The organism is Allorhodopirellula heiligendammensis (assembly GCF_007860105.1).
GTDB lineage: Bacteria > Planctomycetota > Planctomycetia > Pirellulales > Pirellulaceae > Rhodopirellula > Rhodopirellula heiligendammensis.
In genome coordinates this window covers 734,808-753,327 of the sequence record NZ_SJPU01000001.1, presented here as the reverse complement: position 1 = coordinate 753,327, position 18,520 = coordinate 734,808, and the positions used below count along the sequence as shown (strand labels likewise).

Genomic DNA, 18,520 nt, shown 5'->3' with positions numbered 1-18,520 from the left:
GGGAGTTAGCGATCTCAGAGCGCTGGCGAGGGTCCACCATTTTGATCGAAAACCGCGGCCGTGATAACCGGGAAAATAGCCAAAATGGACAGCTGTAATTGGGGTGGCATTTTCTCAGGTTTCGCTACAATATTTGGCTTGTCAATCGGGCCAGCGGGAGTCCCTGTGATCGGTCTGGCGAACGTTTTGGACGCACTTGGTGAAGTCCGACGCGTTTCGCGTTACCTGTTTGTTACGAGACCCTGAAACGAGAGAATTGAAAATGTCGCAAGTCGCTACGGAACGACTGCCCTACAAAGTTCGGGACATTTCGCTGGCCGATTACGGCCGCAAAGAAATCGAACTGGCCCAAAACGAAATGCCTGGCTTGATGGCCCTGCGCGCCAAATATGGTGCTTCCAAGCCACTCACAGGTGCTCGCATCGCCGGCTGTCTTCACATGACCATCCAAACGGCGGTTTTGATCGAAACCTTGGTCGAACTCGGCGCCGAAGTCACCTGGAGTAGCTGTAATATTTTCAGCACCCAGGACCACGCTGCAGCCGCGATCGCCAAGGCCGGCATCCCTGTCTTTGCCTGGAAGGGCATGAGCGATGCCGAGTTTGATTGGTGCATCGAGCAGACACTGCATTTCCCCTCGGGCGAACCACTCAACATGATCCTCGATGATGGTGGTGACTTGACCGCCATGGTACACGACAGATTCCCTGAATTGCTCAGCGAAGTTCGCGGCATCAGTGAAGAGACCACCGCCGGAGTTCACCGCCTCGAAGTGCTCAATCGCAGCGGCAAGCTTCGCGTGCCAGCGATCAACGTCAACGATTCGGCGACCAAGAGCAAGTTCGACAATCTCTATGGATGCCGAGAATCGCTCGCCGACGGCGTCAAGCGAGCCACGGACGTGATGTTGGCTGGGAAAGTCGCTGTCGTATGCGGATACGGCGATGTCGGCAAGGGCTGTGCTCAAAGTCTGCAACGCTACGGCTGCCGCGTGCTCGTGACCGAAATTGACCCCATCAACGCGTTACAAGCAGCGATGGAAGGCTTCGAAGTCACCACGATGGAAGAAGCCAGCAAGGAAGGTCGCCTGTTTGTCACCACAACCGGTAACAAAGACATCATTCTTGGCCAACACATGGTTGAGATGGCCAACGACGCGATTCTCTGCAATATCGGTCACTTCGACACCGAAATCGATATCGCCTGGTTGGAGGCCCAAGTTGAGGCTGGCAAGGCGACCAAGAGCGAGATCAAACCATCCGATATCGGCGCGGTCGATCGCTACACGTTTAACGATACCGGACGGAGCATCATCATTCTCGCCAAGGGACGCTTGGTGAACCTCGGCTGTGCCACTGGCCACCCAAGCTTCGTGATGAGCACCTCGTTCACCAATCAGGTCCTCGCTCAACTCGAACTTTGGAACCAGGAAAATAAGTACGAGAACAAGGTGTACATGCTGCCTAAACGACTCGACGAAGAAGTCGCACGGCTTCACCTCGGCAAACTCGGAGTCAAGCTAACCACGCTGACGCAGGAGCAAGCGGATTATCTTGGCGTGCCAGTCGAAGGCCCTTACAAACCAGACCACTACCGCTACTAATGGTCGCGGAAGTGTGTGTTTAGAAGTGAGCCGAGACGAATCAGCGGCTTGGCAGGTGGTTTCGCCTGCCAGCCGTCACAACGCTCGGCTCACGTCATTGTCCACATTGAGAAGTGGGGCAAGTGCCCCTGACGAATCTCGTCTGAAAATCACGATTGTCAAATCGCGTACCCACTGGGCCGCGTGTGAAATGGCGTCAACTTCAACTTCAGCTGACAACGATGTGCGCCAAGCGCCCTCAGGCACCGGGCGGCACCGCCAACTCTACCGCTCACGCGTTCCACTAAGTCCACGCTATCCGGCCGCGCGTGTAGGGTACGCAAGGTGAGACCCACGCGGTTAAAACACGCTCAGCAACCGCACCCCTGTCATTTCAGGCGGCGTCTTTTTTGCCTTTACCCTGGCGCCCTTGGCCCTGTTTGGCCCCGGCTTGCAAAGATTTGCGAACTGCTTCGGGCAACGCTTCCAATTGTTCCTTGCTCAATGTGCTCACCACGGCCTTGTGCAACTCTGCAGTCGCCTTGGTCATCTTTTCGAAAGTGGCAATCTCTTCGGCAGTGAGGGACTCATTGACCTTGGCACGGATATCCTTGCCCTTTAGACCAGCTTCGCGGGCGGCCTTCATCGCTTCGGTCCGTTTCTTCATCAATTCGGGTGTCAGGCCGTCTTCACGCAGTTCCTTTACTTTTGCGGTGAATGCAACCGTTGCTGCTTTAATTTTCGTCTGTTGTTCTGCGGACAAACCGGCGCTTTCAAGGCCTTTTGTCAATTTAGCAACCGCTTGGTTGCGACCTGCACGATTGCCTTTATTTTTCTTAGGCGCCGCTTCATCAGCAACAGTGGTCACGCTAAGAGCGGCAATCAACGCGAGGGCGAACAGGTTTCTCATCTGGTTTTACCTTGGGCAAAATGGGGAAGGTCGACAATAGAGTCGGCATCTTAACCCCAATTGATACCCTAGGTTTCGCTGATCTCCATAAATTCTCTCAAGATCGATCACTCCGCTGGCGGAGGCGGCATCATCGCCAGCATTTCAGTAGCAAAGGCCTTGCCCATGAGGGCGAATGTTTTCGCACAGCCGAGGTAGTGGTAACCAGCGTTAGAGGCACCTCGGGCTCGCAGGGCGGCCTCGGCCGGAGAAATCAATTCAGCCTCGAATGCTGCCACGGCTGCTTCCATTTCTGCTTTGGTCATCCTGCCCTCACTCACTTCGCGTTTGTCGAGCAGATAGCGCTGCTGAGCAACCCGTTGCACCTTGGCTTGGATCGCTGCGAGCGGTTCGTCCCAAAACTCACCGGTTTGTACCACGCCGACGTTCCCCTGGAACTCCGGATAGCTTGCCGGCGCTGCCATCGCGGTGCGAAATTGCCGGTTGCCATCGTTGATATTTTCAGTCCTCATGCCGTCGACGCCCATCACACCAATTACGAATGGCATGTGAGGAGCGTCAAGATCGCGCCGCACGTCCCGAATCAAGTTTGCCAACCAGGCACTGTAGTTTTCAAAGCGATTGGCTTCACTTTGAGACGGCAATTCCGGGTAGACGTCGCGATTGACCATGTCATTGAAGCCTTGGAACCACACAAATCCTGCAATTTCGTAGCCGTACTCCTGCTTATAGCCGGGGTAAACACGCTGGATATCGCTGAGCACCTCTCGGACATGCTCAATCATCAAACGGTAGTAGTGGCCGCTCCGTTCGACCGGGTTTCGATTTTTTTCAATGTCTCGCTCGGTTTGTTCATAGACACCGGAACTGGGCGAACGGAAGTCGTAGAAGAGCGACTTGCCTCCCCAGGCAGTCTTGATGATGAGCACGGGCTCCTCGAATGCCTCATCCATGGCGAGCCCGAAGGTGAACTCGGGACCTATCTTGCCCCCATCGATCGTCGGATCCGATCGTGAGCCATATCCGGCGGTGAGCTTGCCAAAGCCTTCACCGTTATTGTCTCCTCGTCCCGTGCGGTAGGAAATCCAAACATTATCAGCAACCCTGGGCGTGCCGTCCGGTCCCACCATCTCGGCGTATAGCGACTGCGTTTGCGGATCGTCGGCGATGTAATCGAAAGTGGATACCTTCGCATGCCCCTCCATGTTGGACTGACCGGCAAGTATGAACACCTTGATCGGCTTTGGCTCTGCCGCCGTAGCCAGACAGGCGCCAGAAAAGTCCCACAACGAAATAAAACTCAGCCCCATTGCCAGGACGAACAGATTGCAGCGAAGTCGCATCGGGGGAAGCTCCGGTGGGAGTGAGAGTATCAATGTGCATTTGAGATGCAGTAGAGCTTGGTCAGCGTCCGAATCAGGAGGTTGCCACCGACGATGCTCGGCGTTGCGATGCAGAGTTCCTCGAGCGGGTTGGTCGCCAGAATTTCAAATTCCGGCCCCGCCTTGATGACATAGGTAAGACCATCTTCACTCAAACAAAATATCTTGCCGTCATATGCCCACGGAGATGCGGTAAACGATCCCTTCGGCGAGAATCTTTGTTTGTCATAGACTTCACTACCAGTCAGCGCGTTGTGACACGTAATGAAACCTTGGTCGTAGACCGTGTAGAGATACTCCCCGTAGACAATCTGCGTCGTGTTGTACGACGACGCTTGCGGCTGGTACCACGTGATGAAATCGCTGCGCTCGTATTTACCATCGCGAGCGATCTCACCGTCGGCGCCCGGAGCGACGGCAAACGTCGGCCGATGAGCATCACCCACATAACCCGATGAGATGTAACACATCCCATGGGCTGCAAATGGCGAGGGAATGACCAACATCGACATATCACCATCGAAGCTCCACAACTCCTCGCCCTCGAGTGAATAGCTGCGATTGGCATTTTCGCCAGGTACGACGATTTCTGTCCGAATGTCATTCTCCCAGACAAATGGGGTCGCCCACGACCTCGTTTCATCCCGGCTGGTCTTCCAACGCTGGCGTCCGGTCTGCGAATCATACGCGGCAATCCAAGACTCTTCTTCATTGTCGTAAACGACAATGACCTGTCCATCATGAACCACAGGCGACGATGCGGCGCCATAATCCATATTCGTTTTCTTCGGCTCTATCATCTGGGACCACAGCAGCTCACCGTCGAGATCGTAACAATACAACCCCAGGTCACCGAACAGCACGAACAGCCGTTGACCATCGGTCGTCGATGTTTCTGCAGCGTAGGAGCTTTTGGGGTGTCGCGGCACGACCGGTTGCCCCGTATGCGCCTCCCGTTCCCAACGTAGCTGACCGGAATGGAGGTCAACACAATACACCATCCAGTGGTGCGTACCCTTAGCAGGGTCACGGACTCCGAGCCCCATGTACAGACCGCTCTGCGGCCGCAGGTTTTCCTCGTCTGCGACGACCGATGTTAGAAAGACTCGATCGCCCACCACGATGGGACTGCCCCACCCCTGGCCGGGCACGTCAGCGACCCAGGCCACATTCTCCGTTTCGCTCCACCGCGTGGGCAGGCCGGGATGATCGGTCGCAACGCCCGTGGCATCGGCGCCCCGGAAGCGGGTGAAATCATCTCCAGATAGGACGGTAACGCACGTCACCAGAACCAAAGTCAGTAGCGTGAGGCGAGCCATTCTTAAAACTCATCTGTTACGGGAACGGTGTCCATGAATCCGATCATCATTTCCTCGAAGCTCTGATCGCCCCACGTCACCGTCTTGCTGGGGTCGGGGTTTGTCATGTTTCCCTCACTGTTGTCGAAGACTGCGGTGCACTGGACGAGAGTACCCTTAGGCAGTGTCAGCGGTTCTTTGAGAACGTATTTCAACTGCCAATTGAAGTCGTAGTTGGGCACGCTGAGCAGAGTCTGTTGGCGACCATCGGGAAATGTCGCGTCGTAGCGAAATGATTTTCCACGAAGGTGCATGTGCGGCGTCAAGCTGATCAGGTTCTCGTCTTGGCGAGCAACGTAGGCTGCCTTGACTTCATGATCGGAGACTCCAGGGGGGATTTTGAATTTTTGGTCAACGGCGAGCCGGCCCCGTAGACGCTTCCGCACGTTTGCTTTGTCGGTGAATTTCACCCCCAGGTAACTACGGTCATCGGTCGGACTGCCATTGGGCGTGTAGTGCATCTCGAACAGCAATTTGCTGCCCGCCTTGACCTCCAGGGCCACGCCGTCGGTCAATTCCAGCGGCGGCAAGCCTGGCGCGTAACCGGCAACAACTTGACGAAAATCTCGCTTATTCGCGCCGGGCGGAATCACATATACCAAGATATGATGGACCACGCCGCGTTTATCTGGCCTCGCCTCGGCGGCCACAATGTACTTGTCTTCTTTCCAGCCGGGGTCGACGACGTAGTGCTGGTAATCGACAATACCTTCGGCGGGCACAGCGAAAGGCTTATCTCGCATTGGAAAGACTTCGTCCGGCTGCGGCATCTGCCAGCCAACTGCGAACTCGGGTGCCGCTGGCAGATCGCGGGGGTCTCCTTGCGGCATCCCGTTGTCAATCCAGGTTTCGATCAAATCACGTTCGGTTTCACTCAGTCGCGCATCGTTGGCGAATGTGCCATGCTGAGGATCGGCGTACCAGGGCGGCATCCGGTTGTCCGCGATTACCTCCAAGATGGTATCCTCCCATCCCAGCACATCGTCGTAGCTTGTCAGTGTGAAGGGTGCGATCTCGCCGTCCCGATGACAATTCACACATCGATTGTTGAAGATCGGCGCAATATCTTTATTGAACGTCACATTGCCGGTCGGCTCGACTTCTTGGGCACGACCAATGTAGCAGCCCACCGCTTCGGTTTCGGGCGTCTGAATCAATTCACCACCGAGCAACGCGTCGATTGCTAAGGTCAGTTCAGGTTTGGCGTCTCGCTCCTTGGCGTAACCCACGCCGTATTGATCGTCGATTCGCCCGTGGTACTGCACGATGCGATCACGGTCGAGCAGAAATACTTCCGGCGTTCGCTGGGCTCCCATAGCATCGGCGACGCGATTGCCAGGGTCCTTGAGCATCGGGAAGCCGATTTCGTGGCGATGAACATAGGCAGCCATTTCCGTCAGGCTATCTTGCTTGTTCGAATTGATTCCGATGATCTGCACGCCGCGATCAGCGTATTTCCGCTGGATGTCCGACAAGCGTGGGCCATAGAGTTTAGCCAGTGGACACTCGGTACCCAGATACACGATCGCGATCGCATGGGCGGACTCAAAGTCGTCCAATGACACAGCTTTGCCGTAGCAATTGTCCAGCGTGAATGATTCGACGTGCTGGCCCAAATGGCTAGGTGCATCGTTTTTCGCATCAGCTGACCGGCAGTTCGGGCAACTCAAAACGAACCACGCCGCGGCGACCAATCCAGTTTTCCACATCCAAGCACACTCCCAAGGTTTTCAAAACGGCCCTGGATCAGCCCGCTGATCCAACCTCCTGAGCACCATTGGACTCGAAAGTCATTGCGGATACCACAGTGAAAGTGTGTCAGATTGTACCAGCGGTGATTAGCGTCGCCGCTTCTTTTTCCGGGTCATTGGATTGAGGCTGCGGCGAACCTCGGCGACCGGTTCATCCGGCTCGGGCGGTTGCTCAGCGGCAGTCAGGGGCGGCTCAAATCCTTCCAGTGAATCTCGGATCAGTTCTTTGTTGATCCGTCGTTCGATACTCGTCAGGATGTCCCCCTCACCGGGAACAACGAACGTGAAGGCGATGCCATCGCGGCCCATCCGTCCGGTTCGACCGACGCGGTGGACATAGTCGTCGCAGTCCTGCGGCACATCAAAATTGACGATGTGTGAGATGGTCGTGATGTCAATCCCGCGGCCCACGACATCCGTTGCAATCAACAGCTTCAATTTGCGGTCTCGCAGGCTCTGCAAGACACGATCACGCTCCCGCTGCTGAAGGTCGCCATGGATGCATCCACAAGCACCATGATAAAGTCGCGACAACTGCCGGTGCAGCCGATCGGTACCTCGCTTGGTGCGGCAGAACACGATTGCCTGTTCTGGATCTTCTCGCTCGAGCAACTGTTCGAGCAGTTCGACTTTGCGTTCATTGGCAACGGTGAAATAACGTTGCTCGATGGTGTCGACCGCCATTTCATTCTGGCAACAGTCAATCACCGTAGGATCTGTCATGTAGCTCTCAGCGAGTCGCCGCACGACTGGCGGCAGGGTAGCGGAGAGCAGCAACGTTTGGCGACTCCGAGGGCATTTACGCATGATCCGTTCGATCTGCGGGCGGAAGCCAATATCGAGCATCCGGTCGGCCTCATCGAGCACGACGCACCACGCCTTATCGAGCCGGAGAGTTCCTCGTTGCAGGTGATCATGAATTCGGCCGGGAGTACCGACTACAATCTGAACACCATTCTCGAGCTGGCGCAATTGGCGATTCATGTTCTTGCCGCCCGAGAGGACCGCAATCTCCGTCGGCACCCCATAAGCCAGACGCGCTGTTTCGCTAGCCACTTGGTCCGCAAGCTCGCGGGTGGGCACGACGATAATCGCCTGTGGATCCCGACAATCCTCCAGCGAATCAAGCTGCTCAAGAATGGGGATGGCGAATGCTGCCGTTTTGCCGGTACCCGTGCGAGCCTGGCCGATCACGTCGCAGCCCTCGAGGGCATACGGAATCAAGGCGGCTTGAATAGGCGAAGGCTTGGTGAAACTCGTCTTAGCGAGGGACTGACGCATGATGGGCGACAGGTCCAATTCGTCGAATGACTCCATTTCGGGCGGCAAAACTACGGGGCCGACCGACTCCAACAGGGCGATGGAATCTTCGTTATCCTCGAAGCGGGGTGGTGGCCCACGGCGACCGCTACGGGCATTTCTGGGAGTTTTAGTATAGCTCATCTCGAAAGTTTATCCGCTCAGCGGGTTTTGCGACACTCCCAGTAGGTGGAAATCATCGCGTTTCATCAGGCGGAGTGACGTTTGTTCCGATTGGGGACGCTCCACATCTCGCGAGGTGTGCGATGCAGTCATTCTCGCGATGGATTGAGCAGGCGGGCGATCGTCTCGTCAGTAAGGTTGTCCGGCGTAGCGACAAACAGTCCGGTATCGACAAAAGACTCCACTGACTCACCCCGGATGGCCGCGGCAAGTGTTTCGATCGCGAGGTAGCCCATGCGGACCGGGTCCTGCAGAACAATTGCCGAAACGTCTCCAGCAGCCAGGGCCTCGCGAAGGGAATCGCTGCTATCAAAAGCAATCAATTTAACTTTACCAGCCAGATCACGATCGCGGATCGCCCGCAACATGCCCTCAGCATTGGGCTCACACGTCGTGAACACCCCATCGACATCGGTGCCAAACCGGTTCAGCAGAGACTGCGACTTGTCCACTGCGGACTCAGTCGTCGTCCCACCGTACTGGTCACTACTGATGACTTCGATCTGTGGATACTTGGCGATGCCATCTAAGAACCCTTCTTCACGCTGGTGGGTACTCTCACTGCCTTGGTGATAACGCAGACAGATGACCTTGCCACCATCGGCACCAAGACTGCTCGCCATGGCATCGGCTGCCATTTGTCCGCCGCGAAAGTTATCCGTGGCGACATAGGAAACGAAATCTCCTGAGTCTGTATTGAGTCCACTGTCAAAGATCACCACGGGCACGCCAGCACGGCCTGCTTCCTCGACCGGACGCACGAGCGCATCGGCATCCAGCGGCGCCAAACAGATTCCATCGACACCGGAGTTCAGAAAGCTTTGAAACACACTGATCTGCTCACTCCGATCACTCTCCTTCGACGGCCCCTTGAACGTCACACGGACACCGAGATCTTCACCGGCTTGTTGAGCCCCGCTGCGCACCGACTGCCAAAAAATATGACTCTCGCCTTTTGGGATCACCGCAAAGTGCAGCTCGCTTTTCGTGGTCGCGCTCCCGTGGTCGCCCGCATCACGGGGAGGCCGACAACCGCACAACAAAGTCAACAACACAACCGCAAAAATTCCGCGTGAGACAAGCAAGTGCATGAGTTCGATGTTCCCGGTCCAATGAGTCGACTTGAATGAAAAGATAAATTTCTTAGGTGCGTAGTTTACCGTATTTTGTGCAGGCGGAACGCCCGTGCTGTGCACGAGTGATCGCAAGTTTGAAAAACTTTTCCAAACTTGGCTTGACCCGCGAAAGGCATCCCGGCTAAGTTTCCCCCATCGTCGCAAGCGGGTTGTTTCGGCAAGTCGCTCGCGGCAAAAGACGATCATAGACGGAATGATTTTCGCATGGGTCGAACACACATTAATGCGTGCTAGGCTGCGAAGAAGGTGATTAAAATGACGCCATGGATGACATCATTTGACCACCAAGTTTCACTATGTTCAGATCGTTCGAGCGGTGCTAGCATGGATGCGAAGCACTCACTCGAACATTTTAGCAGCAACAAATCTGCGACTTGCAACCCGCAAGGCTTTCGACGATAATTCATGTGCTCAGTGCGAAATCACTGCAGCGAGAACTACCGCAGCGAAACCAGCCAGAAAGAACTCGCCCGGGTAGATTCTCTATACCGACCACCGGCTCCCGGAACAGAAGCGCGTTGTCCTCCGCCCCCCTAGGACCTCGTACTTTCCGGGAGCTTTTTTTATGCGCATTCAGAATCCGCCTAACCTCTCTTGCGCTGGGCGGCCATAACTCGCTATAAGCAAACTGCTTCGCGACAATGCTCCCCTGGCATCGCCGCGTTGAGATTCGCCACTCCCTTATCAGCGAGACGCACGGATGCGACGCAGAGCGGTCAGCAGTTACGATCTCCAGGCTCGCGAGCGCACGCAAGCCGAACACACATCACATCGTCGTGCCGATCGATCCCGACGGCGGCGGACGATTGCTTTCAGCATGACTCTATTCGTGGCGTTGCTCGTAGCGAGCGCACCCTCTCTCGTCAGCGTTTCGCCTCTCGGACGCTCGCTACTGATCGACTCGATGGCGGGCTATGGATGGAACGCCGATGTTGACAGCGTGCAGATAGGATGGGTCACCCCAGTTCGCTTGACCGGCCTAAAACTCACCGGCCACCGCGCCGGAACCAGCCTGGAAGTCGCTGAAATCCAAACCGGGATGACGTTCTCTCAATTACTCTCAGGCGAACTCGCTCGCGGTCAGCTAGGAGAGGTGGTACTACGTGACGTGCACGTCGCCTGCGAAGTGCATGAGGGCAGCAGTTCGATCGAGACCGACCTCACCGACCTGCTCTCCTCGACAGATTCAACTTCCTCGATGTCGCCGTCGGGATCAATCCAAATCCTGGGCCTGCACATCGACGTCACCGACGCGGTCACCGAATCAACGTGGTCGCTCAAGCAGTCCAATGCGTCAGTTCAAATCGATGCCAAGGAACTGACATCGACATGGCAAGGCGTGCTCAGCCAACCCGGCGGTGGCGAAGGCTCGCTGCAAGGCGAAACGATTGTGGGCTGGGCTTCCGAGACGATGATGCCCATCACCTTAAAGATCGACGCGGACTCATTGCCGATCTCCATATTGAGCTTGGCTGCGCGTCGGTTTCCTGAAAGCGAGTTACCCGCCTCGATCACCGGAGATTTGTCTGGGAGCGCCACCGTTAAAATGCCCAGCTCAGGATACCCGCATGTATCGCTACGCAAAATTGAACTGCGTGGCCTAGCAGCATTTGACCCTAGCAATGGCAACCGGCTCTGGGGCAATGAACTCACTCAACTCGACGGCGACTGGATTTGGCATCCCGGCCAGATCGTTGCCCGCCAAGTCTCCGCGAAAACGGATTTCGCGAGCGTTGCCTTAAACGGCACGTTCTCCGACTCCATATCACTTGCTGGCGCAGGCTCAAATCCACTGGCTTGGCTCGACCGGGTCGACGCCACTGCGGATATGCATATCGACCTTTCGCGTCTGCAGGTCGCCATGCCTAAATTACTGCCACTTCGCAGTAACGCGACGTTGCACCGGGGGACAATACACGCCACGATTGAACCGATCAACGACGGTCGGCCAACGGGAGCAACAAGCGGATCACGACGCCGACGGTTGGTAATTCACAGCGATACCATCGAAGCGACCTCGGCAGGCAAGTCAGTGGTCATTGCCCCCATGGACGCAACTGCCATTGTCGCCAGCGACTCGAAGTCTCTGTCAGCGGAACAATTTGAGCTCAACAGTCCGTTTGCGCGAATCCAGGGGCACGGCAGTGTCGCCTCCGGTTCCGCCGAAGTAAATGTTCACTTTGGCAAACTCGCACAAATGCTGAACCCGCTCTTCGAACTGGACCACCAAGACCTTGAGGGCGATGTGACAGCGACAGTCCGATGGGATGCCGAACCAGGAGGCCTGTGGCGATTGCGCGGCAACAGCCGCGTTGATCACTTAATGATCCAATTCGATCCCGAGCGACGCCTGCGGCAAACCCAACTTACCTCCACTCTGGACGCGGAGGGCCGCTGGTCGACCGCGACCGGCAACTGGTCGCTCGATGAGCTTTCCGGGGGCTCACTTCGAATCGAAGGCGATGGGCTCAACGCAGACGTCAGCCTCGTACGAGCGGTCCCACACCCCAGTCGCCAACGGATGCTACCGCTACAGTTGCGGGGGCAGGGACGTATCGAGTCGATCGTTGAGATGTTACATCCCTGGATGCCCGATGAGGCCGTCAAAGTACGAGGCGGCTTCCTGCTCTCGGCCCAGACCAGCTTGAACCTGGAGGGTGAGATGTTAGTCGAGAGCGTGGTCGGCGAGCTCAGTTCACTTGAGGTACCCGCTGGCGAAAACCACCTGCGTCAAGAATTGGTCAAGCTAAATTTCGCAGGCAAGGCACTGTGGCCTCGACAAGAAGTGACGATTGATTCGCTCACGGTGACGGGCGACGCCATGTCCGCTGCTGTCGAGGGCAAGTGGGTTAACAACATGACCGACCTCGATATTGCCTGGCGGGCGGACCTGGGACGATTGCAGCCCAACTCACTCAACCTCGCCGCCCCGCCCCCTCAACCCAAATCGATTGCTGAGAGACGCCGTGACATGCCGCGGGATCGACCGCAGGAGAATGTTCACGCAGTTGGATTCAGCAGCGCCGCTACCGCCTCGCCCAGCGGTCGATGGAGCATCGCAGGAAACATCCAAGGCCGCACGGCCATTGTGGGCGACGCCGCCACGCTCCACTGCCAAACCACACTCACTGGTCGCGATTTAAGTCTTCGCGAGTCACGGCCTGGGATGCCGCCAACCCAAACTTCGCTCGTGTGGTCCGAACCCGCGGTGGAGGTCAGTGGTAAACTCGACATCAACACGCAGACCATGGCGGTCCGGACCACATCGCTCCGCGTATCGACCGACTGGTGTGGCGTGACTCTCGAGGGCGCTGCTTCGTGGCAACAGGGCGCTGCCGATGTGCATCTGAGCGGACCAGCAAGATTCAAGATAGACGAAGTGGCTCGCCATTTGAGCCGCCTGACAGGTGTCGGCATCGTTGCTGAAGGGCTGCACGAAACGCCACTGGAAATCCTCTACGCACAAAACAACAGCAAGGACTACGCGTTCACGATCAAAGGTTCACTCGGGTGGGAGACCGTGGACACCGCCGGCATGCTGTTTGGACCTGCTCAGGTGCCTTTCCGCATGACTGAAAGCGTTGTCACCGTCGCCCCGAGCAGTATTCCAGTGCTTGGACCGAGTCGCTTGACCCCCCAGACGATTGGCCCCCAGGTTCCGCCGCTGAGCGATCAGCCTCGCAAGCAAACCGGCGGAGAGATCCTTCTGGCGGGCGACGTCCACTATCGACCCGAGTTGTATATCGAAATGCGCCCGGGCCCAATTGCCCGGAACGTTGAGCTAACCCCGGACATGACCGGACAGTGGCTCAAATACTTGGCTCCGATTGCCTCCGATGCAGCGCGAGTCGAGGGCAGCTTCAGCGCCGACCTCGAACACGCAGTCGTCTGGATCGATCAGCCCCGTCGCAGCGAGGTGCGGGGCCGACTGGATATTGAACGGGTCCAGATGAATGCGGGCCCACTGGCGGATCAAGTCATTGCGGGAGCTCGACAACTGCAGGCGTTGGCCGCGATCGGCTCCAGTCCTCAAGCGCCGCAAACCGGACGCACACTGATCACATTGCCAGCCCAGAGTGTGGCGTTCAATGTCTCTCAGGGCGTTGTCACACACCGCGCCATGATGCTCGATATTGATCGCGCTCGGGTAGTCACCAGCGGCCAAGTCGATTTCGACGGACGACTTAATATGATCGCCCAGATTCCGCTCGATGCGAAATGGCTTGGGAGCGACCTACGCGGGCTGGCCGGCCAAACAATGACCCTACCGATCGACGGAACACTTAGCCGCCCGAGCCTCGATTCAGCAGGAATCCGCCGAGTGGCTGTGGACCTCGGGACCAAGGCGGCCCAGGACGCAGCCGGTAATTACCTGCAACAGCAAATCGGGCGTGGCCAACAGCAACTCGAAGAGGGAATCAACAAGAGCCTCGAAAAGCTGCGTTTTGACAAACTCTTCGGGAACTAATCGGCTACTCAGCCGTATGGAAGACTAAACCATTGATTCCCGTGATTTCCGGCTTACGCTATGGTGGTGAATCTCCCTCACGGTTTCTTCGCTTCCATCGCCAGACGATAGTTCAACATGCAAATCAGAATAACGACACCAACGCGTGGATTTCGGCCTTGGCAGTTCTCATTACTGACCCTGGCGGTGCTTGCCATTGCGTTCTGCTTCACGCCCGTCAGTAGTGTTTTCGCGTGCCCATTCTGCACAGCCGTCTCCCAAACCCTACGACAGGAAATGGAGATCATGGACGCGGTCGTCATCGCGTCGGCGTTGCAAGGCGACGTGACCCGTAACGCGGATACTGGCGAAGTGGAGATGAAAATCGAAACGGTGCTCAAAGGCGACTCCCACGTCGAGGCCGGGCAGCATGTCAAGGTTGTCTATTTCGGCGATGTCGCCAAAGGCCGCCGATTCCTGCTCTCGGGGGCCGACCCCAGCGACATGCAGTGGTCCTGTTTGCCTGTAACCCCCCAGGCCGAGCAATACCTCTTACGCATTCCTGACATCGCGAAGAAAAACGCGGCCGATCGGCTGCGTTTTTACTTGCCCTATCTGCAGGACGAAAACTCCATGCTCTCACGCGATGCATACGACGAGTTCGCCATCACACCCTACACGGACCTGCAGCAGATCAAAGCTGACATGGACCACGGCCAATTAGTAGAGTGGATTCAGGACGAAACGATGTCGCCTGATCGCAAGCGGCTCTACCTGACGATGCTCGGCGTTTGTGGAAGCAAAGCGGACATCCCGCTGCTTGAAGGAATGCTCATCAGCACACAAAAAACCTCTCGCACAGGGTTGGATGCACTCATCGCGTGCTATCTTACCTTGGCGGGTGAGCCGGGTCTGGAACTGATCAATGAACAGTTCTTACTCAATCAACAAGCTTCCTATGCGGACACCTATGCCGCGATCATGGCAATTCGATTCCATGGCACCGAAGGCGGCGTGATCCCCCGCAGTGCACTCGTTGAATCTCTGCACGTGATTCTCGATCGGAGCGATCTGGCCGACCTCGTCATCCCCGATCTGGCGCGCTGGGAAGACTGGAGCCAAGTCGACAAACTGAAAGAACTGTTCCTAACAGCTGACGCCGACAATAATTGGGTGCGCGTCCCGGTGGTCAACTATCTCCGGGCATGCCCGAAACCGGAAGCTGCCGAAGCACTCAAGGAGCTTGAAAAGGCGGATCCGGCCAGCGTTCGCCGCGCCAATACCTTCTTTTCGGTGCCGAAACCGGCTGCCGCAAACATCGAGCCTAGCAAGCAATAGCGATTGCCCGACTGAAGTAGGGGCCGAGCCAACGACGCCGCCAGGCTGTGAGGCGGCAACAGCCGCTTGGTGTGTGATTCGCATTGCGCGAAAAACGGCGCGAACGGCGCGAACGGCAATCACGCGATCAAATTGGAGGTTGCATCATCTCTATTGTTGCCAGAGGCGGGTCGTAACGCTCGCATGAGCGTGACTCCCCGCCTCTCTCACCTCGATCTTTTCGCTACCAGATTTTGATTTCGAGCTCTTCATCGGGCGCTGGCCGAGCGACAACAGCCTCTTCAAAACCGGGTGGCCCAACCTTCCCTCGGGCGTCATTACTGAAACCGTAACGCTCTGATGGAACTCCCAACACATTGCGATCGAGTTGCCCGTTCTCGTTAGCGTCTAGAAATACCGCGATCGCGAAAGTCGGCGGCAATCCATCAATCGGGATCAAACAGACCGTCTCGGAGGCTGGGTCAATCGCGACCGAACGCTTCCAAATCGCGGATTCAGGCTGATTAAAACGATCGCTCGTTGGGTAGATTGCGATCCGGATCGCACCTCGCTCGTCGGCGTCAGGCTCGAGCGTCGCCCCTGCAATCCGCAACCGAAATGTGGGGCCCTGGATGCGATCGGATTCGCTGTCATCGATGGGGGCAAACGCTTCCAAGCTGGTCTCATCGGGCGGCTTGGGAAACATCTGCGAGGTCGGGAAGGCGGGTTTGCGAAAGCGATTTTGCTGGAACAGGAGAATCGCAACCCCAACGACTGTGATCGATGCCGCAAACACCATCAACAAGGTGCCGTGGTTTTCTTTCCACTGATCCGAGTAGGTTTTCCATGACGGATCGCCGCGTTGGTGGAGCGGTTTGCGTTTTTTCACCGCGTCGTCATTCGAATCGGTCGCGAGTGGCTGGTGGGAATCCACTAAAAAGTCTCCGGAAAATGGCAGCACAGGAACTGGATGAAACTGATGAGTGCGTTTTGTACTCTATTTCATCACAATTGCGGAATCTGCGGTTAGTCGCCGCACGCATCTTTCGCGAATCGGCTCGGTGTTCTAGACTGGGTGTCCGCCGCCGGGACGAATGTTGTCCGCGTGATGGTGGCGACCCTTGCGACTGCAAGCTGTGAACCTGGTCAGGCCTTAACTGGAGCAGCCATAAGCAGTGCCGCTTTGTGTGAGGGTCGCCTCCACCGCGCGGATGAATTCCGATCCCAGCATGACCCCTTTTCGGACTGATCCTTAGGTTTAATTGACGCCGAAAACATGGGCACTTCTGCGAACGAACAGGATTCTGGAAACGACTCCTACGTCGTGGTCGCACGCCGCTATCGGCCCCGGGACTTCGACCAGCTGGTCGGCCAAGACCACGTTGCAAAAGCCTTGCAGGGTGCGATCGAGACCTCGCGTGTGGGACACGCGTATCTGTTCACGGGAGCTCGTGGTGTCGGGAAGACCAGCACGGCGCGCATTTTCGCGAAAGCCCTGAATCATCCCGGCGGGCCCACCTCGCACCCCGACAGCGAGAGTGACGTCGCCCAAGCGATTGACTCCGGTGAAGACGTCGATGTGATCGAGATCGACGGGGCCAGCAACCGAGGGATTGACGAAATCCGATCGTTGCGGGCCAACGTCGGTGTGCGGCCGAGCCGCTCACGCTACAAGATTTACATCATCGACGAAGTTCACATGTTGACCGGCGCAGCTTTCAACGCGCTGCTGAAAACGCTCGAAGAGCCCCCCGAACATGTGAAGTTTATCTTCTGCACCACGGATCCCGAAAAGATTCCGATCACCGTGCTGAGCCGCTGCCAAAGGTTCGATTTTGCACCGGTGGAATCTAGCAAAATTGTGGGTAGACTGCGTGAAATCGTAGAGGCCGAAAATAGCACCGCCGAAGACGAAGCGTTGGAATTGCTCGCCCGACGGGCGGCTGGCTCGATGCGTGACAGCCAATCGTTGCTCGAGCAGGTCCTGAGCTTTAGCGATGGGCATCTGACCGCCGATCAAGTTCACGCGATGCTCGGTACGGCGGACGACCAGCGATTGCATCGGCTTGCTCAAGCCATGCAAGCTCGCGATGCGGCGTCTGCGCTCATCCAGGTCGACGAGGCCGTTGCCGCGGGGGTCGATGCCGGGCGATTAACAGAACAGATGCTCGGTTACTTCCGAGATTTGATGACCGCGAGCGTAGGCTGCGACGCCTCGATGTTGCGGTACGCGGCCGGCTCGATGCACGATTCGCTGGTAGAACTGGGCCAGCAATGGGGACTCCAAACGGTACTTGCCATCGTGGGGTTGGTTGACGAAACCCTGGTGCGGATCCGCCACAGCGTTCACGCCCGCGTGCTCTTGGAATCAACATTAATCCAGATCTGTCATTTGCCGGACCTGCAAGCGATCGTCGACCTGACGGCCGCAGCCCAAGGACTGGCGTCGGATCATAGCGAAAAAAAAAACGCGATAAATAAAACGCAGCCCTCCTCGGTCGGGGCTGCAATCGCGACGGGCCACCTCACCCCCGCTTCGACGCCACCCACTGCGATCCCGCCTGGGACCGCCCCCCCAGCGGCAACGCCAGCGCCGGCGGCAACGCCAGCGGCAACCCAGACACCGGCCGCAGCGCAGACACCGGCGGCAACCCAGACGCTTGGGACGGCGCCGCCCCCTGCGAGTACACCACCGCCAGCAGACCATCCACCTGCGGTTGACTCGATAACTTCTGCGCCCCTTAGCGATGCCGAACTACACTCGTCTTGGAAACAGATACTCGACGAGATGGATCCCATGACCGCGACGCTGGTCAAAGCCGCGGAAAAGTTCGGCGTGCCGCAACCCGGAACCGTCGAGCTGACTTTCCCAGAAACGTCCGGACTAGCGATGAGTCGTTGTGGCTCGCCCCAGAACAAAGAGGAGATTGTTCGCACGATTGCCCGCGTGACTGGCCGTCAGCTCACGGTCACGTTGGTAACCGGGACGAAAGCACCACCGATGCAGCAGGCGGTGGCGAAGCCCAAGACGCAAAATCGCATGCAACGGATGCGGGAGATTGAAGCCAACCCAATGGTGCGAGCTTGCATCGATCTTCTCGGCGCGGAAATTGTTCGCATTGATACCCCCCGATCTTAAACACCTTACTCATTGA

The 18,520-nt window shown here is 57.0% G+C and carries 11 protein-coding genes and 1 other RNA gene; 5 read left to right on the top strand and 7 right to left on the bottom strand.

Going from position 1 to position 18,520, the window contains the following annotated elements; genetic code table 11:
- The first annotated feature begins 262 nt into the window (after positions 1-262).
- Entirely contained in the window at positions 263-1,603 is a 1,341-nt protein-coding gene (ahcY, locus tag Poly21_RS02900) for an adenosylhomocysteinase (RefSeq protein WP_146405503.1), read from the top strand.
- 373 nt (positions 1,604-1,976) lie between these two features.
- Here the strand turns inward: ahcY and Poly21_RS02895 are convergent, their stop codons facing one another.
- The 6 genes from Poly21_RS02895 to Poly21_RS02870 all read right to left on the bottom strand — a co-directional run bounded on the left by Poly21_RS02895 (position 1,977) and on the right by Poly21_RS02870 (position 9,556).
- Positions 1,977-2,492 carry a hypothetical protein gene (locus tag Poly21_RS02895; RefSeq protein ID WP_146405502.1) on the bottom strand — a complete coding sequence of 172 codons (516 nt, stop codon included), beginning with the start codon at positions 2,490-2,492 and terminating at the stop codon, positions 1,977-1,979.
- A 107-nt stretch (positions 2,493-2,599) separates the two neighbouring features.
- Positions 2,600-3,835 (bottom strand): sialate O-acetylesterase, encoded by a 1,236-nt coding sequence (locus Poly21_RS02890; RefSeq protein WP_302117346.1) that lies wholly within the window; start codon positions 3,833-3,835, stop codon positions 2,600-2,602.
- Between the two features lie 29 nt (positions 3,836-3,864).
- On the bottom strand, positions 3,865-5,193 hold the full coding sequence (locus Poly21_RS02885) for an outer membrane protein assembly factor BamB family protein (RefSeq protein ID WP_146405501.1): 1,329 nt from the start codon (positions 5,191-5,193) through the stop codon (positions 3,865-3,867).
- Between the two features lie 2 nt (positions 5,194-5,195).
- A complete protein-coding gene (locus tag Poly21_RS02880; protein ID WP_146405500.1) occupies positions 5,196-6,941 on the bottom strand; it encodes a thioredoxin family protein in 1,746 nt (581 codons plus the stop codon).
- Positions 6,942-7,070: 129 nt separating this feature from the next.
- Positions 7,071-8,426 carry a DEAD/DEAH box helicase gene (locus Poly21_RS02875; protein WP_146405499.1) on the bottom strand — a complete coding sequence of 452 codons (1,356 nt, stop codon included), beginning with the start codon at positions 8,424-8,426 and terminating at the stop codon, positions 7,071-7,073.
- 128 nt (positions 8,427-8,554) lie between these two features.
- On the bottom strand, positions 8,555-9,556 hold the full coding sequence (locus Poly21_RS02870) for an ABC transporter substrate-binding protein (protein ID WP_146405498.1): 1,002 nt from the start codon (positions 9,554-9,556) through the stop codon (positions 8,555-8,557).
- An 862-nt stretch (positions 9,557-10,418) separates the two neighbouring features.
- Here Poly21_RS02870 and Poly21_RS02865 point away from each other — a divergent pair.
- On the top strand, positions 10,419-14,069 hold the full coding sequence (locus tag Poly21_RS02865; RefSeq protein WP_302117342.1) for a translocation/assembly module TamB domain-containing protein: 3,651 nt from the start codon (positions 10,419-10,421) through the stop codon (positions 14,067-14,069).
- Positions 14,070-14,186: 117 nt separating this feature from the next.
- Positions 14,187-15,386: a hypothetical protein gene (locus tag Poly21_RS02860; RefSeq protein WP_302117340.1), complete on the top strand. Its 1,200-nt coding sequence runs from the start codon at positions 14,187-14,189 to the stop codon at positions 15,384-15,386.
- Between the two features lie 223 nt (positions 15,387-15,609).
- Here Poly21_RS02860 and Poly21_RS02855 read toward each other — a convergent pair whose 3' ends face one another.
- On the bottom strand, positions 15,610-16,299 hold the full coding sequence (locus Poly21_RS02855) for a DUF2141 domain-containing protein (protein WP_302117337.1): 690 nt from the start codon (positions 16,297-16,299) through the stop codon (positions 15,610-15,612).
- A gap of 176 nt (positions 16,300-16,475) precedes the next feature.
- Here Poly21_RS02855 and ffs point away from each other — a divergent pair.
- An RNA gene (gene ffs / locus Poly21_RS02850) (signal recognition particle sRNA small type) lies at positions 16,476-16,570 on the top strand.
- Between the two features lie 71 nt (positions 16,571-16,641).
- The gene (dnaX, locus tag Poly21_RS02845) at positions 16,642-18,504 is read left to right on the top strand and encodes a DNA polymerase III subunit gamma/tau (RefSeq protein WP_146405496.1); all 1,863 of its coding nucleotides are present in this window, start codon (positions 16,642-16,644) and stop codon (positions 18,502-18,504) included.
- Positions 18,505-18,520 lie beyond the last annotated feature (16 nt).

Excerpts from the sequence above, each read along its gene's own strand:
- ahcY (WP_146405503.1), top strand. The coding sequence starts at position 263 with ATGTCGCAAGTCGCTACGGAACGACTGCCCTACAAAGTTCGGGACATT.
- Poly21_RS02895 (WP_146405502.1), bottom strand. The coding sequence starts at position 2,492 with ATGAGAAACCTGTTCGCCCTCGCGTTGATTGCCGCTCTTAGCGTGACC.
- Poly21_RS02890 (WP_302117346.1), bottom strand. The coding sequence starts at position 3,835 with ATGCGACTTCGCTGCAATCTGTTCGTCCTGGCAATGGGGCTGAGTTTT.
- Poly21_RS02885 (WP_146405501.1), bottom strand. The coding sequence starts at position 5,193 with ATGGCTCGCCTCACGCTACTGACTTTGGTTCTGGTGACGTGCGTTACC.
- Poly21_RS02880 (WP_146405500.1), bottom strand. The coding sequence starts at position 6,941 with ATGTGGAAAACTGGATTGGTCGCCGCGGCGTGGTTCGTTTTGAGTTGC.
- Poly21_RS02875 (WP_146405499.1), bottom strand. The coding sequence starts at position 8,426 with ATGAGCTATACTAAAACTCCCAGAAATGCCCGTAGCGGTCGCCGTGGG.
- Poly21_RS02870 (WP_146405498.1), bottom strand. The coding sequence starts at position 9,556 with ATGCACTTGCTTGTCTCACGCGGAATTTTTGCGGTTGTGTTGTTGACT.
- Poly21_RS02865 (WP_302117342.1), top strand. The coding sequence starts at position 10,419 with ATGACTCTATTCGTGGCGTTGCTCGTAGCGAGCGCACCCTCTCTCGTC.
- Poly21_RS02860 (WP_302117340.1), top strand. The coding sequence starts at position 14,187 with ATGCAAATCAGAATAACGACACCAACGCGTGGATTTCGGCCTTGGCAG.
- dnaX (WP_146405496.1), top strand. The coding sequence starts at position 16,642 with ATGGGCACTTCTGCGAACGAACAGGATTCTGGAAACGACTCCTACGTC.